General features: G+C 40.2%; 18 protein-coding genes and 1 pseudogene. 10 read left to right on the top strand and 9 right to left on the bottom strand.

Going from position 1 to position 17,405, the window contains the following annotated elements; genetic code table 11:
• Positions 1 to 92: 92 nt before the first annotated feature.
• The gene (locus tag EJ103_RS05940) at positions 93 to 782 is read left to right on the top strand and encodes a DUF3334 family protein (protein WP_004588943.1); all 690 of its coding nucleotides are present in this window, start codon (positions 93 to 95) and stop codon (positions 780 to 782) included.
• A gap of 131 nt (positions 783 to 913) precedes the next feature.
• Here EJ103_RS05940 and EJ103_RS05945 read toward each other — a convergent pair whose 3' ends face one another.
• The 4 genes from EJ103_RS05945 to EJ103_RS05960 all read right to left on the bottom strand — a co-directional run bounded on the left by EJ103_RS05945 (position 914) and on the right by EJ103_RS05960 (position 4,133).
• Positions 914 to 1,534: a hypothetical protein gene (locus EJ103_RS05945; protein WP_126006525.1), complete on the bottom strand. Its 621-nt coding sequence runs from the start codon at positions 1,532 to 1,534 to the stop codon at positions 914 to 916.
• A 6-nt stretch (positions 1,535 to 1,540) separates the two neighbouring features.
• Positions 1,541 to 2,563: a hypothetical protein gene (locus EJ103_RS05950; RefSeq protein ID WP_126006527.1), complete on the bottom strand. Its 1,023-nt coding sequence runs from the start codon at positions 2,561 to 2,563 to the stop codon at positions 1,541 to 1,543.
• Between the two features lie 204 nt (positions 2,564 to 2,767).
• Positions 2,768 to 3,271 (bottom strand): YgjP-like metallopeptidase domain-containing protein, encoded by a 504-nt coding sequence (locus EJ103_RS05955; RefSeq protein ID WP_126006528.1) that lies wholly within the window; start codon positions 3,269 to 3,271, stop codon positions 2,768 to 2,770.
• 13 nt (positions 3,272 to 3,284) lie between these two features.
• On the bottom strand, positions 3,285 to 4,133 hold the full coding sequence (locus EJ103_RS05960; protein ID WP_096739850.1) for a DUF72 domain-containing protein: 849 nt from the start codon (positions 4,131 to 4,133) through the stop codon (positions 3,285 to 3,287).
• Between the two features lie 247 nt (positions 4,134 to 4,380).
• Between EJ103_RS05960 and aspS the strand changes: the two genes are divergently transcribed.
• The 3 genes from aspS (at position 4,381) to EJ103_RS05975 (ending at position 7,205) form a co-directional block, all read left to right on the top strand.
• Positions 4,381 to 6,159 carry an aspartate--tRNA ligase gene (aspS, locus tag EJ103_RS05965; RefSeq protein WP_029772588.1) on the top strand — a complete coding sequence of 593 codons (1,779 nt, stop codon included), beginning with the start codon at positions 4,381 to 4,383 and terminating at the stop codon, positions 6,157 to 6,159.
• Positions 6,160 to 6,348: 189 nt separating this feature from the next.
• Positions 6,349 to 6,579 carry a hypothetical protein gene (locus EJ103_RS05970; RefSeq protein WP_126006530.1) on the top strand — a complete coding sequence of 77 codons (231 nt, stop codon included), beginning with the start codon at positions 6,349 to 6,351 and terminating at the stop codon, positions 6,577 to 6,579.
• Between the two features lie 29 nt (positions 6,580 to 6,608).
• Positions 6,609 to 7,205, top strand: a complete 597-nt coding sequence (locus tag EJ103_RS05975) for a pentapeptide repeat-containing protein (protein ID WP_126006532.1) — start codon at positions 6,609 to 6,611, stop codon at positions 7,203 to 7,205.
• A 90-nt stretch (positions 7,206 to 7,295) separates the two neighbouring features.
• Here the strand turns inward: EJ103_RS05975 and EJ103_RS05980 are convergent, their stop codons facing one another.
• Entirely contained in the window at positions 7,296 to 7,619 is a 324-nt protein-coding gene (locus EJ103_RS05980; protein WP_004588950.1) for a hypothetical protein, read from the bottom strand.
• A 124-nt stretch (positions 7,620 to 7,743) separates the two neighbouring features.
• Between EJ103_RS05980 and EJ103_RS05985 the strand changes: the two are divergent.
• Positions 7,744 to 8,178 (top strand): annotated as a pseudogene (locus EJ103_RS05985) (alpha/beta hydrolase); the annotation flags it as partial.
• Between the two features lie 247 nt (positions 8,179 to 8,425).
• Here the strand turns inward: EJ103_RS05985 and EJ103_RS05990 are convergent.
• The gene (locus tag EJ103_RS05990; RefSeq protein WP_126006533.1) at positions 8,426 to 9,628 is read right to left on the bottom strand and encodes a bifunctional alpha/beta hydrolase/OsmC family protein; all 1,203 of its coding nucleotides are present in this window, start codon (positions 9,626 to 9,628) and stop codon (positions 8,426 to 8,428) included.
• Between the two features lie 267 nt (positions 9,629 to 9,895).
• Here EJ103_RS05990 and EJ103_RS05995 point away from each other — a divergent pair, with 267 nt between their 5' ends.
• The gene (locus EJ103_RS05995; RefSeq protein WP_004589526.1) at positions 9,896 to 10,735 is read left to right on the top strand and encodes a 2OG-Fe(II) oxygenase family protein; all 840 of its coding nucleotides are present in this window, start codon (positions 9,896 to 9,898) and stop codon (positions 10,733 to 10,735) included.
• Between the two features lie 269 nt (positions 10,736 to 11,004).
• Here the strand turns inward: EJ103_RS05995 and EJ103_RS06000 are convergent, their stop codons facing one another.
• Positions 11,005 to 11,427: a DUF1801 domain-containing protein gene (locus EJ103_RS06000; RefSeq protein WP_126006535.1), complete on the bottom strand. Its 423-nt coding sequence runs from the start codon at positions 11,425 to 11,427 to the stop codon at positions 11,005 to 11,007.
• Positions 11,428 to 11,563: 136 nt separating this feature from the next.
• Here EJ103_RS06000 and EJ103_RS06005 point away from each other — a divergent pair, with 136 nt between their 5' ends.
• A complete protein-coding gene (locus EJ103_RS06005) occupies positions 11,564 to 12,955 on the top strand; it encodes a DEAD/DEAH box helicase (RefSeq protein ID WP_004589525.1) in 1,392 nt (463 codons plus the stop codon).
• A gap of 102 nt (positions 12,956 to 13,057) precedes the next feature.
• Here EJ103_RS06005 and EJ103_RS06010 read toward each other — a convergent pair whose 3' ends face one another.
• Positions 13,058 to 13,801, bottom strand: a complete 744-nt coding sequence (locus EJ103_RS06010) for a DUF3307 domain-containing protein (RefSeq protein WP_126006537.1) — start codon at positions 13,799 to 13,801, stop codon at positions 13,058 to 13,060.
• The gene (locus EJ103_RS06015; RefSeq protein ID WP_126006539.1) at positions 13,801 to 14,424 is read right to left on the bottom strand and encodes a hypothetical protein; all 624 of its coding nucleotides are present in this window, start codon (positions 14,422 to 14,424) and stop codon (positions 13,801 to 13,803) included. The genes EJ103_RS06010 and EJ103_RS06015 overlap by 1 nt, the downstream gene beginning before the upstream one ends.
• Positions 14,425 to 14,590: 166 nt before the next feature.
• Between EJ103_RS06015 and EJ103_RS06020 the strand changes: the two genes are divergently transcribed.
• The 3 genes from EJ103_RS06020 (at position 14,591) to EJ103_RS06030 (ending at position 17,361) form a co-directional block, all read left to right on the top strand.
• On the top strand, positions 14,591 to 15,094 hold the full coding sequence (locus EJ103_RS06020; RefSeq protein ID WP_004589523.1) for an NYN domain-containing protein: 504 nt from the start codon (positions 14,591 to 14,593) through the stop codon (positions 15,092 to 15,094).
• A gap of 152 nt (positions 15,095 to 15,246) precedes the next feature.
• Positions 15,247 to 16,170 (top strand): NAD(+) diphosphatase, encoded by a 924-nt coding sequence (gene nudC, locus EJ103_RS06025; RefSeq protein ID WP_126006540.1) that lies wholly within the window; start codon positions 15,247 to 15,249, stop codon positions 16,168 to 16,170.
• Between the two features lie 9 nt (positions 16,171 to 16,179).
• A complete protein-coding gene (locus EJ103_RS06030) occupies positions 16,180 to 17,361 on the top strand; it encodes a cystathionine beta-lyase (protein WP_054983889.1) in 1,182 nt (393 codons plus the stop codon).
• Positions 17,362 to 17,405: the final 44 nt, after the last annotated feature.

A 17,405-nucleotide genomic window follows, 5' to 3' on the forward strand; every position in this document is an offset into this window, starting at 1 on the left:
GGCACTATTTTAACATTTTATACTGGATAGTCAGTGATAAATTCAGTAGCTTGGCTAGAATTATGAATAATAAGTATAAAAGAGAACGTTAAATGAGCAAAAGTAAGGTAATTAGCACAGACGATATATTAGCAACCCTATGTCATTCAGTGACGGGTGTTCTGTCATCAGCCAGCGGTAACGAAATTAGCTACTCGGCTATGGTGCAAAAAATAACGCGCACCTGTATGCGTCCAGACATTGGCTGTTTTGTATTATTTGATGGTGGCTTTACAGGGCTGGTAGTCACTAATTTTACAGCGCAAGCGGCAATGGAAATTTATGGCGATTACATGCGCAATATGGGCATGCCTGAAGAAGAAATTGCCCACAGTCATTTATCAGATGACGTTTCAAATGTAATGGGCGAGCTGATGAACCAAATTGTTGGTGACTTCACTTCTAAAGTACGTGAGCAGTTACATACCTCTATTACGCAAAACCAGCCAAAAATGATGGCGATTAATAAACAAGTGCAAATATCGGTTGATACCACTATGGATCGCCCACAAGCACGCCGCGTAACCTTTACTACGCGCAACCAAAATATCTTTTACCTAGAGCTGGCAATGGATAAAACAGAGTTTATTAAACTACATGACTTTGACATTGTAGAAGCGATAGACCCTGATGACATTATCGAAAACGAAGCTAAGCAAAAGGCCGAAAAAGCAAAAGCTAAGTCAAAAGAAGCAGAACAAGATGATGCCGATGATGACTTTATGGCTGAGCTAGGGCTGTAATGTAGGTTGGGTTAAGCGAAGCGAAACCCAACGTGCTTTTGAGCTGTCAGTTTTTAAGCTATCAGCGGTCAGTAGAAAAGTTACTAAAGAGAACGCGATTTTAAATCGCGTTTTTTTGAATACTTTTGCACTCAGTTAGGTTCGGAGTCTTTTTCTGCATGCCACCTAATTGCAACCATAACGCTATGATAGACGTTATATATAAAAGACCTAGTTAACATTAATATTAATATAAACATTGCGTGTAGCAGGCTAAATATTAACACTAATATTAGCTGGTATACTTCTTGATTTAAAATGTTCAATAATAAAAAAAGGTCAAGAAACTGGATAAATGGTTTAGACGATAAAATAAATATCAAAAATGCTATGGCGAGCATGTCTACGCATATCTTTATAAAAACGCAATGAGTACTCTTTAAAAAATCTAGATTTGTTTTATCATCTTGAATAATTGACATTGCTACTTGCATTTCTTTTTCTGCTAAAGTGGCATATATAGCATATCCGGCCAAAACAAAACCGACTAGTGAAACTGACCAGGTTATGAGGTTACCTGAAATGGAATAAATCTGTTCTTTTAATATTGGTATATTATTTTCAGTAAAATAAATTGAGGTAAATGTCAGTATTAATGAAAAAATAAAAACTGCAATATTCGTCTTAGATGACTTAACTTTTCTAAGTTGAAGATACAGCTTCCAAAAAGAATTCTCAGAAGTTATGTTGTCAAAACTGTGATTTTCACTCATTTTCCCCTACTTAAGCATAGCTAGTATGTGCTTTATTTTTTCTTTCACTTTGTCTTTATTAGATATTTTTGGACCTCTTACTACTCCATCGGTTATAAGCTTTTTAAAAGTTTTATATACCATATAGGTCATTTGATGGGGCGTGTCTTCTAGTTCATTCACTGTTTTAGTAAGCTTAAATTGGTCATGTGTACCAATTAGTTTATCGTTCAAAATGTCTTTACCTCGCAGTGTGACAAGTACATTTTCATCTTTAGCTGCTTCTTTAGATAGGTCTGACACATTTTGATGTGGCAATGATTGCTTCCCTGTTTTCGTAAACGATATATTTGATTTAGATTCACCTAATAGTTTCTTTTTTTTACGCCATTCATTAAAAAAAGGGTTACAGTCTGCTTCATCGTTAGGCATTACAAGATCCAGCCGAACAGAATCTATTATTTTCATACTGCGAATAAACTCTTCAATATCCGCATCGGAAGATAGTGGGATTACTTCAATATTAGGTTCTGGATAAGTTATTGCAAGATCCTTTTTTGTCACATGCTTTTTTGTTTTACCATAGAACTCTCTCTGCTCTTTTTTTTCTTGATATTCGCCATCAATTAGTGCGGCTCTATGGTCTTTGATGAATTTAGTTATTGTTGCTTTAAATGCTTCCATAGAAGGGGAGTCTCGGTGTTCTTTTATAAAGAACAAACGATGATCGATTAAAGAAAGTATAAAAATAGATGATGGGGCACTGGGAAGAGTTAGCTTATCTTCTTTTAAGGTTTCGTTTTCATAAACTTGTTCGCGCTCTAACTTGGTGTCTTTAATTAATCGTCCATGTATAAATGGAAGGGTCTCGTCATTAATTTCTATTTCTATTAATTGCACATCATAAAAGAAGAGTTGAGAATCCCCATAGTTTCTTTTGAACTCCCCAATAAATGCTGGGTGCACTAAGTCAAGATAGTAATCTAATAGTTTTGATTCACCAAAGTGACAAACAAAATTCCAAAACTCAATATTATAATTATTCTTCAAAATATTATCCTTATAAAACTACAGAATTATTCCTTATAGATATAATTCTGGAGTGCTGATACTTTCCTTATCTAGGCTTTAATCTTTACCGATAACACATCCAGGGTCAAGTCCCACAAATAATTGAAGTTAAATATTCAGTATTAATTTATACAAAAACAATGTAGTCCATATATGTATATAATTTAATGTATAGACTGGGGGTTAGATCGTCTTATAAGGATTCTCTCCCATCGCCACCACCACACAAAAAATCCGTAAATCTAACTCTAACTGATGGTATTGCGGCTCCATGTGGCAGCACATTTTATAAAAGCTTTTATTGTGATCTTTTTCTTTAAAGTGGGCGAGTTCGTGTACGACTAGCGCTTTTAACAGTGGCTCGGGTGCGCGCAGTAAGTCACTGTTTATGGCTAAATCGTGCTTACGGGTTTTACCTTGCATGCGGTAGGTGTGGGTACCGAGTGCATTGGTAACCATATCACCTTGTTTTTTAAATGCAGCGCGTCCAAACGGTGGGGCGTTTTTTAAATACTGCTTTTTTAAATCAGTGGCGTAGCTGTAAAGTAGTTTGTCGGTGGTGATGGTGTGCGCATGTGGGTATTTTTTAAGTAAGTAGTCACATACCTTGTTGTTATTTATAAGGCTTAATACTTGCTCAACAATGTTAGCTGGGTAGCCGGTAAAGTAACGTGCGTATTCACTCATTTTTATTCTCTATTTAAAAAAGCGTTGGCTGGTGGGCTTCTTTTTCGCCGCTGAATGGATTTAATACTGGGTGATTATACCCTAAGTCTTCACAAAACTGCCTAGCAAGGAGTGGAGATTCACGGTTATCAGCAGTATGAAAAAACACATACGGGGATTTACCCTCATCAAGCCATTGTTTTACTTTATTGAGCCACGGTTTATAAAAGGGTTTATAGTCGTTTTGTAAATCGGCTATTACAAAGCGTGCCATCGGCTGCGAGCCAGTAGCTATTGCATGTACCGGTAAGTGGGGCTTTTTTTGTTGTGCATCTATTAAAGCCTCGGTGGTGGGCTTTACTGCAAAAAGCGCACGGGTATCCATAGAAATACGGTTTATATTATTTGCCATTAATAGCTGATTAAGGGCAATTTCGGCCTCACCTTTTTTAAAAAAACCACTATGGCGTACTTCTACGCCGTAATTTAGCTCTTTGGGGAGCAAGCTAATAAATTGCGTTAATTTAGGTAAATCGCTTGGACCAAACGCTTTGGGTAATTGCAGCATTATTTGCCCTGTTTTTTCAAGTATTGGGGCAAATAACGTAAGCCAGTCATTAAGTTCTGTTTGAACATTACTAAGCGCAAGCTCGTGGCTAAAGCGACGATGAAACTTAAACGTGAATTTAAAGTCCTCGGGTACGCTTTGAGCCCAGCGTAAAACAGTGCTTGGCGCTGGGTCTGCGTAAAAGCTGGTATTGCCTTCAACTGAATTAAAATGCTGGGCATATTGGCTTAGCATATCGGCATTTTTACATTGGCGGGTAAATAAGTTGCCTTTCCAGGCGCTGCTCGACCACTGAGGGCATCCAATATATAACATAAAAAGGGTGGCTTAATGACTTCGTGGCGTAAGTGTACCAAATACATACGGTGCTTGCTGCAAATTCAACCACCAACGTTCAACACGCCCTAGCATCTTGATACTACTTGGGTATAATGCAGGGCTTAATTTGATTATTTTTAGATTGCTAGCGGCTTTATTTGTATTGTGGTGACCAGTTTTTTAAATCACACGCCTTAAAACAAATAAATATAACCGTTTAAGCCTTTTATCTGACAGGAAAACTATGCGCTCTATATATTGCGGACAGCTAAATAAAACTCACGTAGATCAAGAAGTTGAACTATGTGGCTGGATCAACAAACGACGTGACCTTGGTGGACTTATCTTTGTCGATTTACGCGATAGAGAAGGGTTAGTACAAGTTGTATTCGATCCAGAGGTTGAAGGACTAATGGATAACGCTAACAAACTTCGCCAAGAGTTTTGTGTGCAGTTAAAAGGTGTTGTACGTGCGCGCCCAGAAAGCCAAGTCAATAAAGACATGGCAACAGGCGAAGTGGAAATTTTAGGTACTGAGCTAACTATTATTAATCGCTCTGAGCCGCTTCCGCTTGATTTTAATCAAACCAACTCTGAAGAGCGCCGTTTAAAGTACCGCTACTTAGATTTACGTCGCCTTGAAATGAGCGACCGTATTAAACTGCGCGCTAAAGCAAGCAGCTTTGTTCGTCGCTTTTTAGATGACAATGGCTTTTTAGACATTGAAACACCTGTACTTACAAAAGCAACACCAGAAGGTGCACGCGATTACTTAGTACCGAGTCGTGTTCATAAAGGTAGCTTTTATGCATTACCACAGTCGCCACAGTTGTTTAAGCAATTGTTGATGATGTCGGGTTTTGACCGTTACTACCAAATTGTTAAATGTTTCCGTGACGAAGATTTACGTGCCGATCGTCAACCTGAATTTACCCAAATAGATTTAGAAACCTCGTTCATGAGCTCTGATCAAGTACGTGGTATGACTGAAAAAATGATCCGTGAAATGTGGCAATCATTACTAAACGTTGATTTAGGCGATTTCCCAATTATGCCTTACAGCGAGGCAATGAGCCTTTACGGTTCTGATAAGCCAGACTTACGTAACCCAATGAAGCTTGTTGATGTAGCTGATTTAGTAAAAGACGTAGAGTTTAACGTATTTTCAGGCCCAGCTAATGACGAAAAAGGCCGCGTTGCTGTATTAACAGTACCGGGTGGCGCTAAGCTTTCGCGTAAGCAACTTGACGATTACACTAAGTTTATTGGCATTTACGGCGCTAAAGGTATGGCGTGGATGAAAGTAAACGACCGTGATGCAGGCGCTGAAGGCGTTCAATCTCCAGTTGCTAAGTTTTTAAACGAAGAGGTAATTACCCAGTTACTTGAGCGTACTAACGCACAAACGGGCGACATTATTTTATTTGGTGCCGATAAACGCAACGTTGTAAACGAAGCAATGGGCGCGCTTCGCTTGAAGATTGGTGTTGATTTAGAAATCACTAACCTTGATAGCTGGGCGCCACTTTGGGTTGTTGACTTTCCAATGTTTGAAGAAGATGACGAAGGCACGTTACATGCTGTGCATCATCCATTCACAGCACCAAAAGATATTAGCGCAGAAGAGCTTGAAGCAAACCCTGCCGCGGCTATTTCAGATGCTTACGACATGGTATTAAACGGCTACGAAGTAGGTGGCGGTTCGGTACGTATTCATAATGCTGATATGCAAGAAGCAGCATTTAGAATTTTAGGTATTGATGCGCAAGAGCAACAAGACAAGTTTGGCTTTTTACTTGATGCCCTTAAATACGGCACACCACCACATGCTGGTTTAGCCTTTGGTCTTGACCGTTTAGTTATGCTTTTATGTGGTACCGATAACATTCGTGACGTTATTGCATTCCCTAAAACCACTCAAGCATCGTGCTTATTAACCGATGCACCTAGCAAAGCTAATAGCGACTCGTTAACTGAGCTTGCAATCAGTGTGGTAGAAAAAGCAATTCCTAGCGAAGAGTAATACCGCGCGCAAGAAATGCGCTTAGCTAGATTTAAAAACCCTTAGGAGTATGCCTAGGGGTTTTTTTATGGTTAAATTTAAAGCAGTTCATATCAATCGTGTTAAGTTATTAGTCTATTTAGCACGCTAGAGTAGTTAATTATTTAAGTTGCTTGGTATCAAATATTATTCAATAGAGAGGGAGTTCTTATGGCGTTTAATCTCACATTATTTGGTGAATTTTTAGCTTTTTTTATTTTGTTTTGCATTCCAATTTTTGCGCTTATTAGCTACAAAATAGGTAAACGCAAAAGCACCATGCCGGGCGTTTTAGCTTTTGTGGGCGGATGCTTAGCGGTATTTCCGCTCTTTGGCTTAATTTTTATCGCCTTATTAGCGCTTAAACAAGACTTGCCAAAAACCAGCCCTTATGCCCATTAAACAACCCTAAATACGGACACGTAGTCACAGTGCCAATTTCTAATAATAGCTATTATTGCGATCAGCAATTTAGTGCCTTACAGCTAGCAAAACACACACTCGAAAACACAGAGTTTGAAGCGTGTACGTTTATAGATTGCGACTTATCTCAGGGGCAATTTAAAACGTGTCGATTTATAGAGTGCAGCTTTGAGCGTTGCAATTTATCGAGCATTGATTGGGGATACAGCTCGCTTGAAAATGTAAGCTTTAGCCATTGTAAGTTAAACAGCGTGCAATGGAGCAATGCTGATTGGGGAGCGCTAAGTATTGATGCGCCGGTGAGCTTTAATAGCTGTGAGCTTAGTAACAGCTCTTTTTATGAATTAACTTTAAAATCACTAAAATTAATACACTGCTTTGCAAAAAATGTTGATTTTAGACATGCCAATTTAAAGCAAAGTACATTTACAGGAAGTAATTTTCGCGATAGTGAGTTTTTTCAAACCACTTTAACTGAGTGTGACTTTGTAGGGGCTACAGAATTTAATATAGATTTAAACAGTAATACGTTAGCGGGTGCTAAGTTTGAGCGCTTTGAAGCCCTTAATTTACTAACAAGCCTTAATATTGAGCTTTGCGATTAATATGTGAGGAGCGTTTAGAAGCTGCATATTGCAAGCCTCTAAACAATGAATAACCTTTAATAAGATTAAACAGTGGCCTGTAGCTTGGTATTAACAGCTAGGGCCATTTTTATTACGTGCGTTTGCCAATGTGCGGGCAATTTCAAGCAGTGCAGGGGTGATGTCATCAGCGCCGTCTTTGATTAATTTGGTTACATCGCCTGATGAATATAAGCTATCGCGCGGCGACTTAATACCAAGTTCGCGCACAAAGTCTTTTGTTTTACCTGTGCTGCCTGTTTCAATAAATTTAAAAATAATACGCTCGTTGTTACTTTTTGGCTCGGCCTGTAACACGGCGATTTCTTCTTTGTAGGCTTCTATTCGACTTTGCAAAATGTCGATACGTTGTTCAATAGTGCTGTATGATTTCATGGGGTACTTTTCTAAATTAACTAAAAATAATACCCGTATTATCGCATACATTAGCAATGGCGCGCGCTAACCTTTATAGTAAAAGTTATTTTTATTTAAAAACAATAATTTATATAAGTACAACATGCATAAAACAATAAAAAAGTTACTAAAAGTAAGTGCATTTAGCCTAAGCGCGAGTTTAATATCACCATTAAGCTTTGCTGATGATGTAATAGTGGATCAAAGCCGCAATCGGACCATCCCTATAAATATCACATACCCCAATGAGAGCAATCAATGCAGCGTACACGCAAAGTGCCCTGTAGCATTTGTAAATGCAGGCTACGGCATTAGCCACAATGACTACACGTTTGCGAGTAAGCTATTTAATGCACAGGGTTATTTAAGCATTGCAGTCGCGCATGAGCTAAAAACCGACCCCGCGCTTAATCGCATACAGCCTTATTTAACCACCCGCATGGAAAACTGGCATCGCGGTGTGGTCACCCTTAAATTTTTAGTTAATCAGCTAAGTGCTCAATACCCTGAGTATAACTTTTCTCAGCTCACGTTATTCTAATGACTTACATCCCTGTAAGAATAAGTAAAAATCGAGTAACAAAGAGTAAATGGCCCCTAGGCAGAACCCTTTGGGCAGCGCCTGTTTGGCATTTATACGTCGTTATCGCCTATTTATGGGGAACAACCACACTACATAGGCTCTGCCTTGCCTAAATACAAAACAGACTGCTGCAAATTCAACCTCGAAAGGTAAACAGGCCCTAGTAAATAGCGCAGCCACAGCTGCGCTATTTTTGTTTTAGTTACTCAACTAATTCACTTACTACAATTGGGCTGTTATGCAGGGTTTTATGCACTGGGCATTTGTCGGCTATTTCGAGCAGGCGTTGGCGCTGTGCTTCGGTTAAGTCGCCGCGTAGGGTAATTTTACGGGTAATGGCCTCTAGGTTTTGGGTACATTCGCCGTTGTTGCAATCTTTGTAATAGTCGCGGGTGTGTTCAAGCTCTACTTTTATATGATCAAGCGGCAGCTTTTTTAAGGTTGCATACATACGCAATGTCATTGAGGTACACGCGCCTAGGCCTGCGAGTATATGGTCGTAAGGATCGGGGCCTAAATTACTGCCACCTACCTTTAACGGCTCATCGGCAAGCCATGTATGATCTTTAGTACTTACGTGCTGAGTAAATATATGATCTTTTTCTTCAACCAGTACTTTGCCGTTTTCTAATTTTGCGCTGTAGTTGCTTTGCTCGTATTTAACGTAGCGGTTTGCCCAATTAGCAATTAGCGTAGCAGCGTACTCGGCATCGTTTTTATTACTTAGTAAGTGGTCGGCGTTATCGAGGCTAATAAAGCTTTTTGGGTGTTTGGCTGATGCGTAAATTTTCTCGGCTTCTGAAATATTAACCGTGGCATCAACAGGGGAATGCATAACTAAAAGTGCGCGTTTTAATTTGCCTATATGGCTACGGTCGTACTTTGCAATATCCTCTACAAATTGTTTTTTTATGGTAAATTCGCGCCCAGCTAAGCTAACTTTAGCTTCACCTGCGGCGTTTATTTCGTCTAAATGGGCTTCAAAGTTATGTGCAACGTGTTGCGCATCTGAAGGAGCACCAATTGTTGTAATAGCCGATACCTCAGGAATATGCTCTGCAGCAGCCAGTACGGCAGCGCCGCCTAAGCTGTGGCCAATTAATAACTGCGGTGCATCAAAGTGCGTACGCAGGTGATCGGCTGCGGCCACTAAATCTTGAATATTTGATGAGAAGTTACTGTTTGCAAAGTCGCCGTCGCTATTGCCAAGGCCGGTAAAGTCAAAGCGCAGTACGGCAATACCTTGTTGGGTAAGGGCGCGGCTTATGCGCGTAGCGGCAGCAATATCTTTACCACAGGTAAAACAGTGTGCAAATAAAGCATAAAACTTTACATCGCCTGCTGGGCGTTCAAGTTGGCCTGCAAGTTCTAAATCGCCGCTTTTAAAAGATACTTTTTGTCGCATAGAAGAGCCTTAGTGTTTCATTAAAATACGTTACAATAATAGATAAGATATAAGCACTAACTAGTGTAATTTCAATGTTTATTATGCTTTGATCTTGATCAAGTAAACTGTTTACTATTTCATCGTGAGGACATTTGTCCTTATGTTTTTTGGGTGGTTTGTCTATCCTCGCACAGCGCTATAATGAAGGTTTTGCTACTTTATATTGGCTAATTAGCTATATTTTAAAGCAGCTCACTTCTAACAACCTATTCACTGGAACGTACAATGCAATTACCTACTGTTGATTATAAAGCTCCCGATGCGGCTGCTCACTTTGTTGAATCGTTAAGAAACACCGGTTTTGGTGTATTAAAAAATCACCCAATCCCGCAATCTTTAGTTGAGTCTATTTACGAAAAATGGCAAGACTTTTTTAATTCAGAGCAAAAGCACGACTTTTTATTTTCTAAAGAAACGCAAGACGGTTATTTCCCGCCTTCTGTATCTGAGGTAGCTAAAGGCTTTACAGTAAAAGACATTAAAGAGTACTTTCATGTTTACCCTAAAGGTCGCGTGCCTGCAGAGCTTGAAGCCGACGTACGTGAGTACTACCGTTTAGCTAACGAATTTGCAGCAACGCTTTTAAGCTGGGTTCAAGCAGAGGCACCAGCCGATGTACGTGCTAAGTTTTCTATCGATTTAAAAGACATGATTGCTGATTCTGAGCAAACATTGTTACGCATTTTACATTACCCGCCAATGACAGGTGATGAAGAGCCAGGTGCAATTCGCGCTGCAGCACATGGTGACATTAACTTATTAACTGTGTTACCTGCATCGAACGAGCCAGGCCTGCAAGTTCAAAAAACTGATGGCGGTTGGTTAGATGTGCCATGTGACTTTGGTAGCTTAATTATTAATATTGGTGACATGTTACAAGAAGCGTCGGGCGGGTACTTCCCATCGACTATTCACCGTGTAATTAACCCAACGGGTAAAGCGTCGACTAAGTCGCGTATTTCTTTACCGCTGTTTTTACACCCACGTCCTGATGTTGTGCTTTCTGAGCGCTACACTGCAGACAGCTACCTACAAGAGCGTTTACGCGAGCTAGGTGTTAAATAACGTTATATTTATTGAGTTAAATATAAACCAAAAGCGGCTTTTAGCCGCTTTTGTTGTTTTTAAGCAAGGTTATACCAATCCGCAATAATGTTGAATCATTTTTAGGGGCTAAACGTGTCGCTATCTGCGTTAAAAAATTCTCATTTATGACTATATGGATGCAGAAGGTAGAGCAATGCAGGAGCAACAACTAAATAACGAATTTATTGTCTAGCTATCAACACGTTTATCTATTCTCAAAATAGATCACTTAATTAAGCGGATTGGTATTAATTTTTTGGGTAAGTTTGTTTCATTATAAAAACCGACTCAGCAACTATTTGCTCAAGTATAGCTAAATCGATATTTTCCAATTTTGTCACGTACAAACAGCTTTTACCTAGGCTATGTTTACCAAGCTTATTTAATAATGCCGCTATTTTGGGGTGATCAAAGCCAGGCATAATATAAATAGAAAGCTTAGTTTTTCGAGGTGAAAACCCTGTGATTGGCCATTCACCTGTGCGGCCGGAGTCGTACCTATAGCTGTATTGGTCAAACCCTATAATATCTTTACCCCATACAACAGGCTTTGCCCCTGTGACTTTTTCAAACAGGGTTAGTAAGGTTTGTGTGTCTTCAATACGCTTTGAATCTATACTTTCTAGGCATTGCTTAAGTGTTATTTGGTTTGCTTTAGTTTTTAATGTCATAGCGTTGATTTGTATTGTTATTAGCTACTTTAAGGTTAGCACTTAATTTGCTAAGTGAATATTTCCATGCATTTCTAAGTTAGTTGCGTATAATGCGCCCTTGGCCGGTTTGGCCTTTTTTTTATTGAGAGATTTTATGAGTTTTGATGGTTTAGGTTTATCACAGTCTTTAGTTAACGCGGTTTTAGAAAAGGGCTATGAAACGCCAACGCCTATTCAGGCTCAAGCAATTCCTGCAATTATTGAACGTCGCGATGTGATGGCGGCTGCACAAACAGGCACAGGTAAAACCGCCGGTTTTACGTTACCGCTAATTGAGCTGTTATCTAAAGGCAGTAAAGCAAAAAGTAACCACGTACGAGCCCTTATTTTAGCGCCTACGCGTGAGCTGGCTTTGCAGGTAAGCGAAAACGTTGAAGAATACGCTAAGCACTCTGATGTAAGTTCGTTTGTAGTGTACGGCGGCGTAAAAATAAACCCACAAATGCAGCGCCTTCGTAAAGGGGTTGATATTTTAGTGGCCACGCCTGGGCGTTTAATCGATTTACATAATCAAAACGCTGTTAAGTTTGATAATGTTGAAGTGCTGGTACTTGATGAAGCGGACCGCATGCTTGATATGGGCTTTATTCACGACATTAAACGCCTGATTGCTAAAATGCCGCCTAAACGCCAAAACTTAATGTTTTCGGCAACGTTTTCAGATGATATACGTGCATTAGCAAAAGGGTTAATTAACGACCCTGTTGAAATATCAGTTGCGGCAAAAAACACCACTGCTAAAAGCGTAACGCAAAGCGTTTACGCTGTTGATAAATCGCGTAAAACCGCATTACTTAGCCATTTAATTCGTAGCAACGATTGGCAACAAGTATTAGTGTTTAGCCGTACCAAGCACGGAGCAAATCGTTTAGTTAAACAGCTTGAGCGCGACGACATAGTAGGCGCCGCTATTCATGGTAATAAATCACAAGGCGCTCGTGTTAAAGCGCTTGATGGCTTTAAAAGTGGTGAAGTACGCGTACTTGTAGCCACTGATATTGTGGCACGTGGTCTTGATATTGTTGAGCTTCCGCATGTGGTTAACTACGACTTACCAAACGTATACGAAGATTACGTTCACCGTATTGGCCGTACCGGTCGTGCTGGTGCATCAGGGCATGCTATTTCGTTTGTAACAGCCGATGACGCCGCTGATTTATACGGTATTGAACGTTTTATTGGTGAGCTAATCCCTCGCGCTGAAGAGCCTGGATTTGAACCAACTAGCCCAGTACCTGAGCGCGCATTAGATGCTCGCCCAATTAAACCTAAAAAGCCTAAAAAAGCAAAGCAGCCGTTTAACAAGCCTAAGTCTGATAAGCCGAACAGCAAAAAACCAAACAATGGGGGAAGCGGTACCGGCCCTCGTCGTGGTGGTTCTAAAAAACCAGCAGCGAAAACTGATGACAACGCACAAAGCCCATGGGCAAAGCGCCAATCGGTAGGTGGTAATGGCCAGCGCCGTCGTCGCCCAAATAACGATTAATCATTATTAAAGATTGTATTGGCCTTTAATTAAATGCCAATACAAAAAACGCGCTACCTTTTTAATAGAAGTAGCGCGTTTTTTATTTTCTGTAATTTATACTTACCTGATCAACGAATTAACGCCTAATCCTACAAACAAGGTAACGCTAACGCTTAGTAAGGTGCCTAGCATAACGTACTCGGTGAGCTTTTTATCTTTACTGGCACTTAAATCGCCAAACCTAAATACCGACTTGGCAGCTAGCAAAAAGCCAAGCCCAGCAAATTGATCAAGTAATATAAAGCTGAGCATAAGTACTCGCTCTATCATGCCAATGCTTTGTCCGGCCAACGGTAAGCTGCCCTCACTTGAAAAGTTAGCGGTGAGCCTTTCAAGCATCATTCTTATAAATACGGCACTTGGGCTTAATATAATTAAATATCCGCATACAACCCAAAGCACTTTAGGGTTTGTGGCAAGTGCGCTTACGTACGCGATTAAACTTTGGTTATCAGTTATATAAATACACAGCGCTATTATTACGGCTATATGCGCTATTTGGTCGAGTAAAAAGGGCACAACCCCTTTGTTAGAATACGACTTAGCAATATCTATTAGGTAGTGGCTAAGCATAATTGCAGCTGTTGAAAGTAACACGGTGCTTAGTTGTTGCCAGCCATAGCTATATTCCCAAAGCGCTAAAATAACGGCGCTAACCACACCGTGTACTAATACATGCAGGTAGAGCTTTTTAGCTTTAAAGTGGTGGGTGTTTCTATCGTTTACCCAGCTCATTGGTTGTAAAAAAAAGTCACTGATTAGGTGGCCTATAATTAATGCCGCTAATAATAACGAAAACCCCATTACTCACTTCCTTTTACAATCGTTGTTATGACCTGTTTAGCGTGTACTATAAATCGCTCTATTAGCTGATAATTTGCTAAATTAAGCAATTTAGTGACATTTTCGCGACTGGTGTTAAGCTCTTTTGCCAGTGCTGCATGACTGTTATCGGCCTGGGTTAAATACACGTAAAGCGCATTGGCTTGTTTTTGCGTTATTTTGCTAAGCAAGGTATCGACAAAGGCAAGGTTAAGACTAAAGCCTTCATCTAGGGGGGGCTTTGCTATCTGTAAGGTAAAGCGCTGATTGGCTATTTTATCAAGGCCTTGCCCTGAGAGCACAAAGGCCGAGCCGGTGGCTGTTTTTATATCGCTGCGTGGGTTGTCTACCTCACCTAAGGCCATACTTTGGCGTAGCTCGTAACCTGCCGACTTTAAATGCAAATAAATGATAATAGCAGTTTTAATTAACTGCTCGCTTTGATTTATTTGTAACTGAAAAGCATCACCTCGGTATATGGTCCACAGGGATGTATTATCACTAATTGCACGCAAACTTTGCTCTAGCTGATAAAGCATGGCATCGTATTGCTGCTTAGGTATTTTTTGCGATTTAATTATATCGCCGCTGATCACACCAATCATAAAAATCCAAAAAGTAACTTAATGCAGTTACATAGAATCAGGTAACCAAATTTGGTTACATTTAATTAAGTAACCAATTTAGGTTACTTAAAACAAAATTGCAAGGTTCACTCGTTAATGGTGTTTTATTTCAGCTGCGCTGAGCTGTGAGCACTTAAGGAAACAAATGACTTTACAAAACGATCAGCAAATCAGTAAGCCACGTGTCGGTATTTTTGTTGATGTACAAAACATTTATTACACGTGTCGCGAAAGTTACCGTAAAAACTTTGATTACAATGCATTTTGGGCGCACATGAAGCAGCAGTATTCTATAGATTGTGCATTTGCGTATGCCATTCACCGCGGTGATGAAAAACAAAACCAGTTTCAAAATATTTTGCGTGCTATTGGCTTTGAGGTAAAACTAAAGCCGTTTATTCAGCGCCGAGACGGCAGCGCTAAAGGGGATTGGGATGTAGGCATAACGATAGATATGCTAGAGCAAGGCAAAAACCTCGATAAAGTTATTTTGCTCTCTGGTGATGGCGACTTTGCGTTATTGCTAGGGCATTTAAAAAATCAATACAATGTACCGTGCGATGTTTACGGGGCCGATAAGTTAACCGCAGAGGTGCTTAAGCAAAGTGCAGAACAGTTTCATTTAATTGATGATAGCTTGCTACTCTAAAGCATAAAATATAGCGGCTAAGTGCCTGCAACATGAGAGTTTTTAATAAAGAGCCTATATAGCTAATATAGGCTTTTTTTATTGCTGTAATAAATTGGGTTTACTCAGCGGTTATGGTAATTTTACGCCATACCATGTTATTGAGGACTCACATGCTTTATTACAGCGACATGCCATTAGACCGCGGGTCTAATTTTCGTAAAAACGCGGCGTGGTTAAACGCGCAAATGTCGGCACAAAGTAAGTGGCTTTTGGTGAATAATAACCACACTTTGTTTTATAAAGACGCAGCTCAAGTGTGCTACTTAACGTATCAGCAAATTGCCCATTTAGATTTATCAAACGCTATTTATTTAGGCTCAAATACTGAGCAACAGGGTGTGTTTGCGTTAGATGTTTCAGCCATACACGATGACGAACTCAAGTGCGTTATAGGCGACGCACAGTTTTTTGATATACGCCAATATGGCCCTCACGTTGATATACAAGATGGCTCTATAGCCGCACTTGCACGTGGCTTATGTTATTGGCATGCAACGCATAGTTTTTGTGGGCGTTGTGGCAGTAAAAATACATTAGTAGAGGCAGGGCATTCACGCCTATGTGAAAACGAGCACTGCAAGCACCCTACATTTCCACGCACTGACCCTGCAGTAATTATGGTGGTTACTAAAGTATTTGAAGATGGAATAGAGCGTTGTTTATTGGGTCGCCAAGCAATATGGCAACAAGGTATGTATTCGTCATTGGCAGGCTTTGTAGATCCAGGTGAAACACTAGAGCAAGCTGTAGCGCGCGAAGTTAAAGAAGAAGCAGGCATTGACGTTGATAATGTACGTTATATTGCCTCGCAACCTTGGCCATTTCCTTCCTCTATTATGTTGGGTTTTATTGCTCAGGCTAAAACTGAGCAAATAAACGTAGATAAAGACGAATTAGACGATGCCAAATGGTTTACGCGCGAAGAAGTTAAGGCGTTTGGCAATATGGGCGATGAAGGCGATCATTATAAACTCCCTCGGGTCGATTCAATTTCGCGTTTTTTAATTGAACAATGGCTTTCTAATAAGGTTTAAGGATTGGTAATGTCGACAAGCAAAAATAAAAATACCCAGTTAGTATCAACGGGGCGTAAAAAAGCCTACACCCATGGTGTGGTAAATCCCGTAGTACAACGCGCTTCTACAATTGTATTTGATAGCGTGGCCGAATTAAAAGAAGCCGCTAAAACCCGCGGAGATAAAACATTATTTTATGGCCGCCGTGGCACAACTACACATTTTGCACTGCAAGAGGCGATAACCGAGCTTGAAGGCGGCGAAGGCTGCGCACTTTACCCATGCGGCGCTGCGGCAATAAGCCAAGCGTTATTGTCGTTTGTAAAAGCGGGCGATCATATTTTAATGGTTGATAACGTGTATGAACCTACGCGTGATTTTTGCGATAAAATTTTAGCGGGGTTAGGTGTTACCACCACTTATTACCCACCCACGATTGGCGCAGGTATTGAGGCGTATATTCAGCCAAACACAAAAGTGCTGTTTTTAGAATCGCCTGGCTCTATAACCATGGAAATACAAGATGTACCTGCCATGGTTAAAGTAGCCAATGAGCATAATATTATGACCATGCTTGATAACACATACGGCAATGGCTTGCATTACCGCCCACTTGAACACGGTGTAGATATTAGTATTCAAGCAGCAACTAAGTATATTGTTGGCCACTCTGATGTAATGATGGGTGTAGCAGTGGCAAATAAAAAGTACTGGCCAACCCTGCGTGAGCAATCGTACTTATTAGGGCAATGCACCAGCGCAGATGATGCCTATTTAGCGCTTAGAGGCTTACGCACTATGGCAGTGCGTTTAAATCAGCACGAAAAGGCGGCTATAGAGGTGGCAAAATGGCTTGAGCAACATGAGTTAGTTGATCATATTCGCCATCCTGCATTTGCAAGCTGCCCTGGACATGAATTTTTTAAGCGCGACTTTGATGGCAGCAATGGGTTGTTTTCATTTGTAATGAAAACCGGTAACCAAAAAGCTATTGATGCGTTTTTAGATAGCCTTGAGCACATTAAAATGGGTTTTTCGTGGGGCGGCTTTGAAAGTTTAGTCACCGCCAATTTGACCATGAAAGGTTTACGTTCGAACACCGGTTGGGATTTAGGCCCTGTTATTCGCTTGCATATTGGCCTTGAAGACATTGATGATTTAATTAATGACTTAAGCCAAGCACTTGAGGTATACCAACAGCATTTATAAAAATAGGCTAAATAAACAAAGTTTGGCCTGTTACATTTAAACGG

The sequence above is a fragment of the Pseudoalteromonas sp. Xi13 genome (assembly GCF_003952205.1).
GTDB lineage: Bacteria > Pseudomonadota > Gammaproteobacteria > Enterobacterales > Alteromonadaceae > Pseudoalteromonas > Pseudoalteromonas atlantica.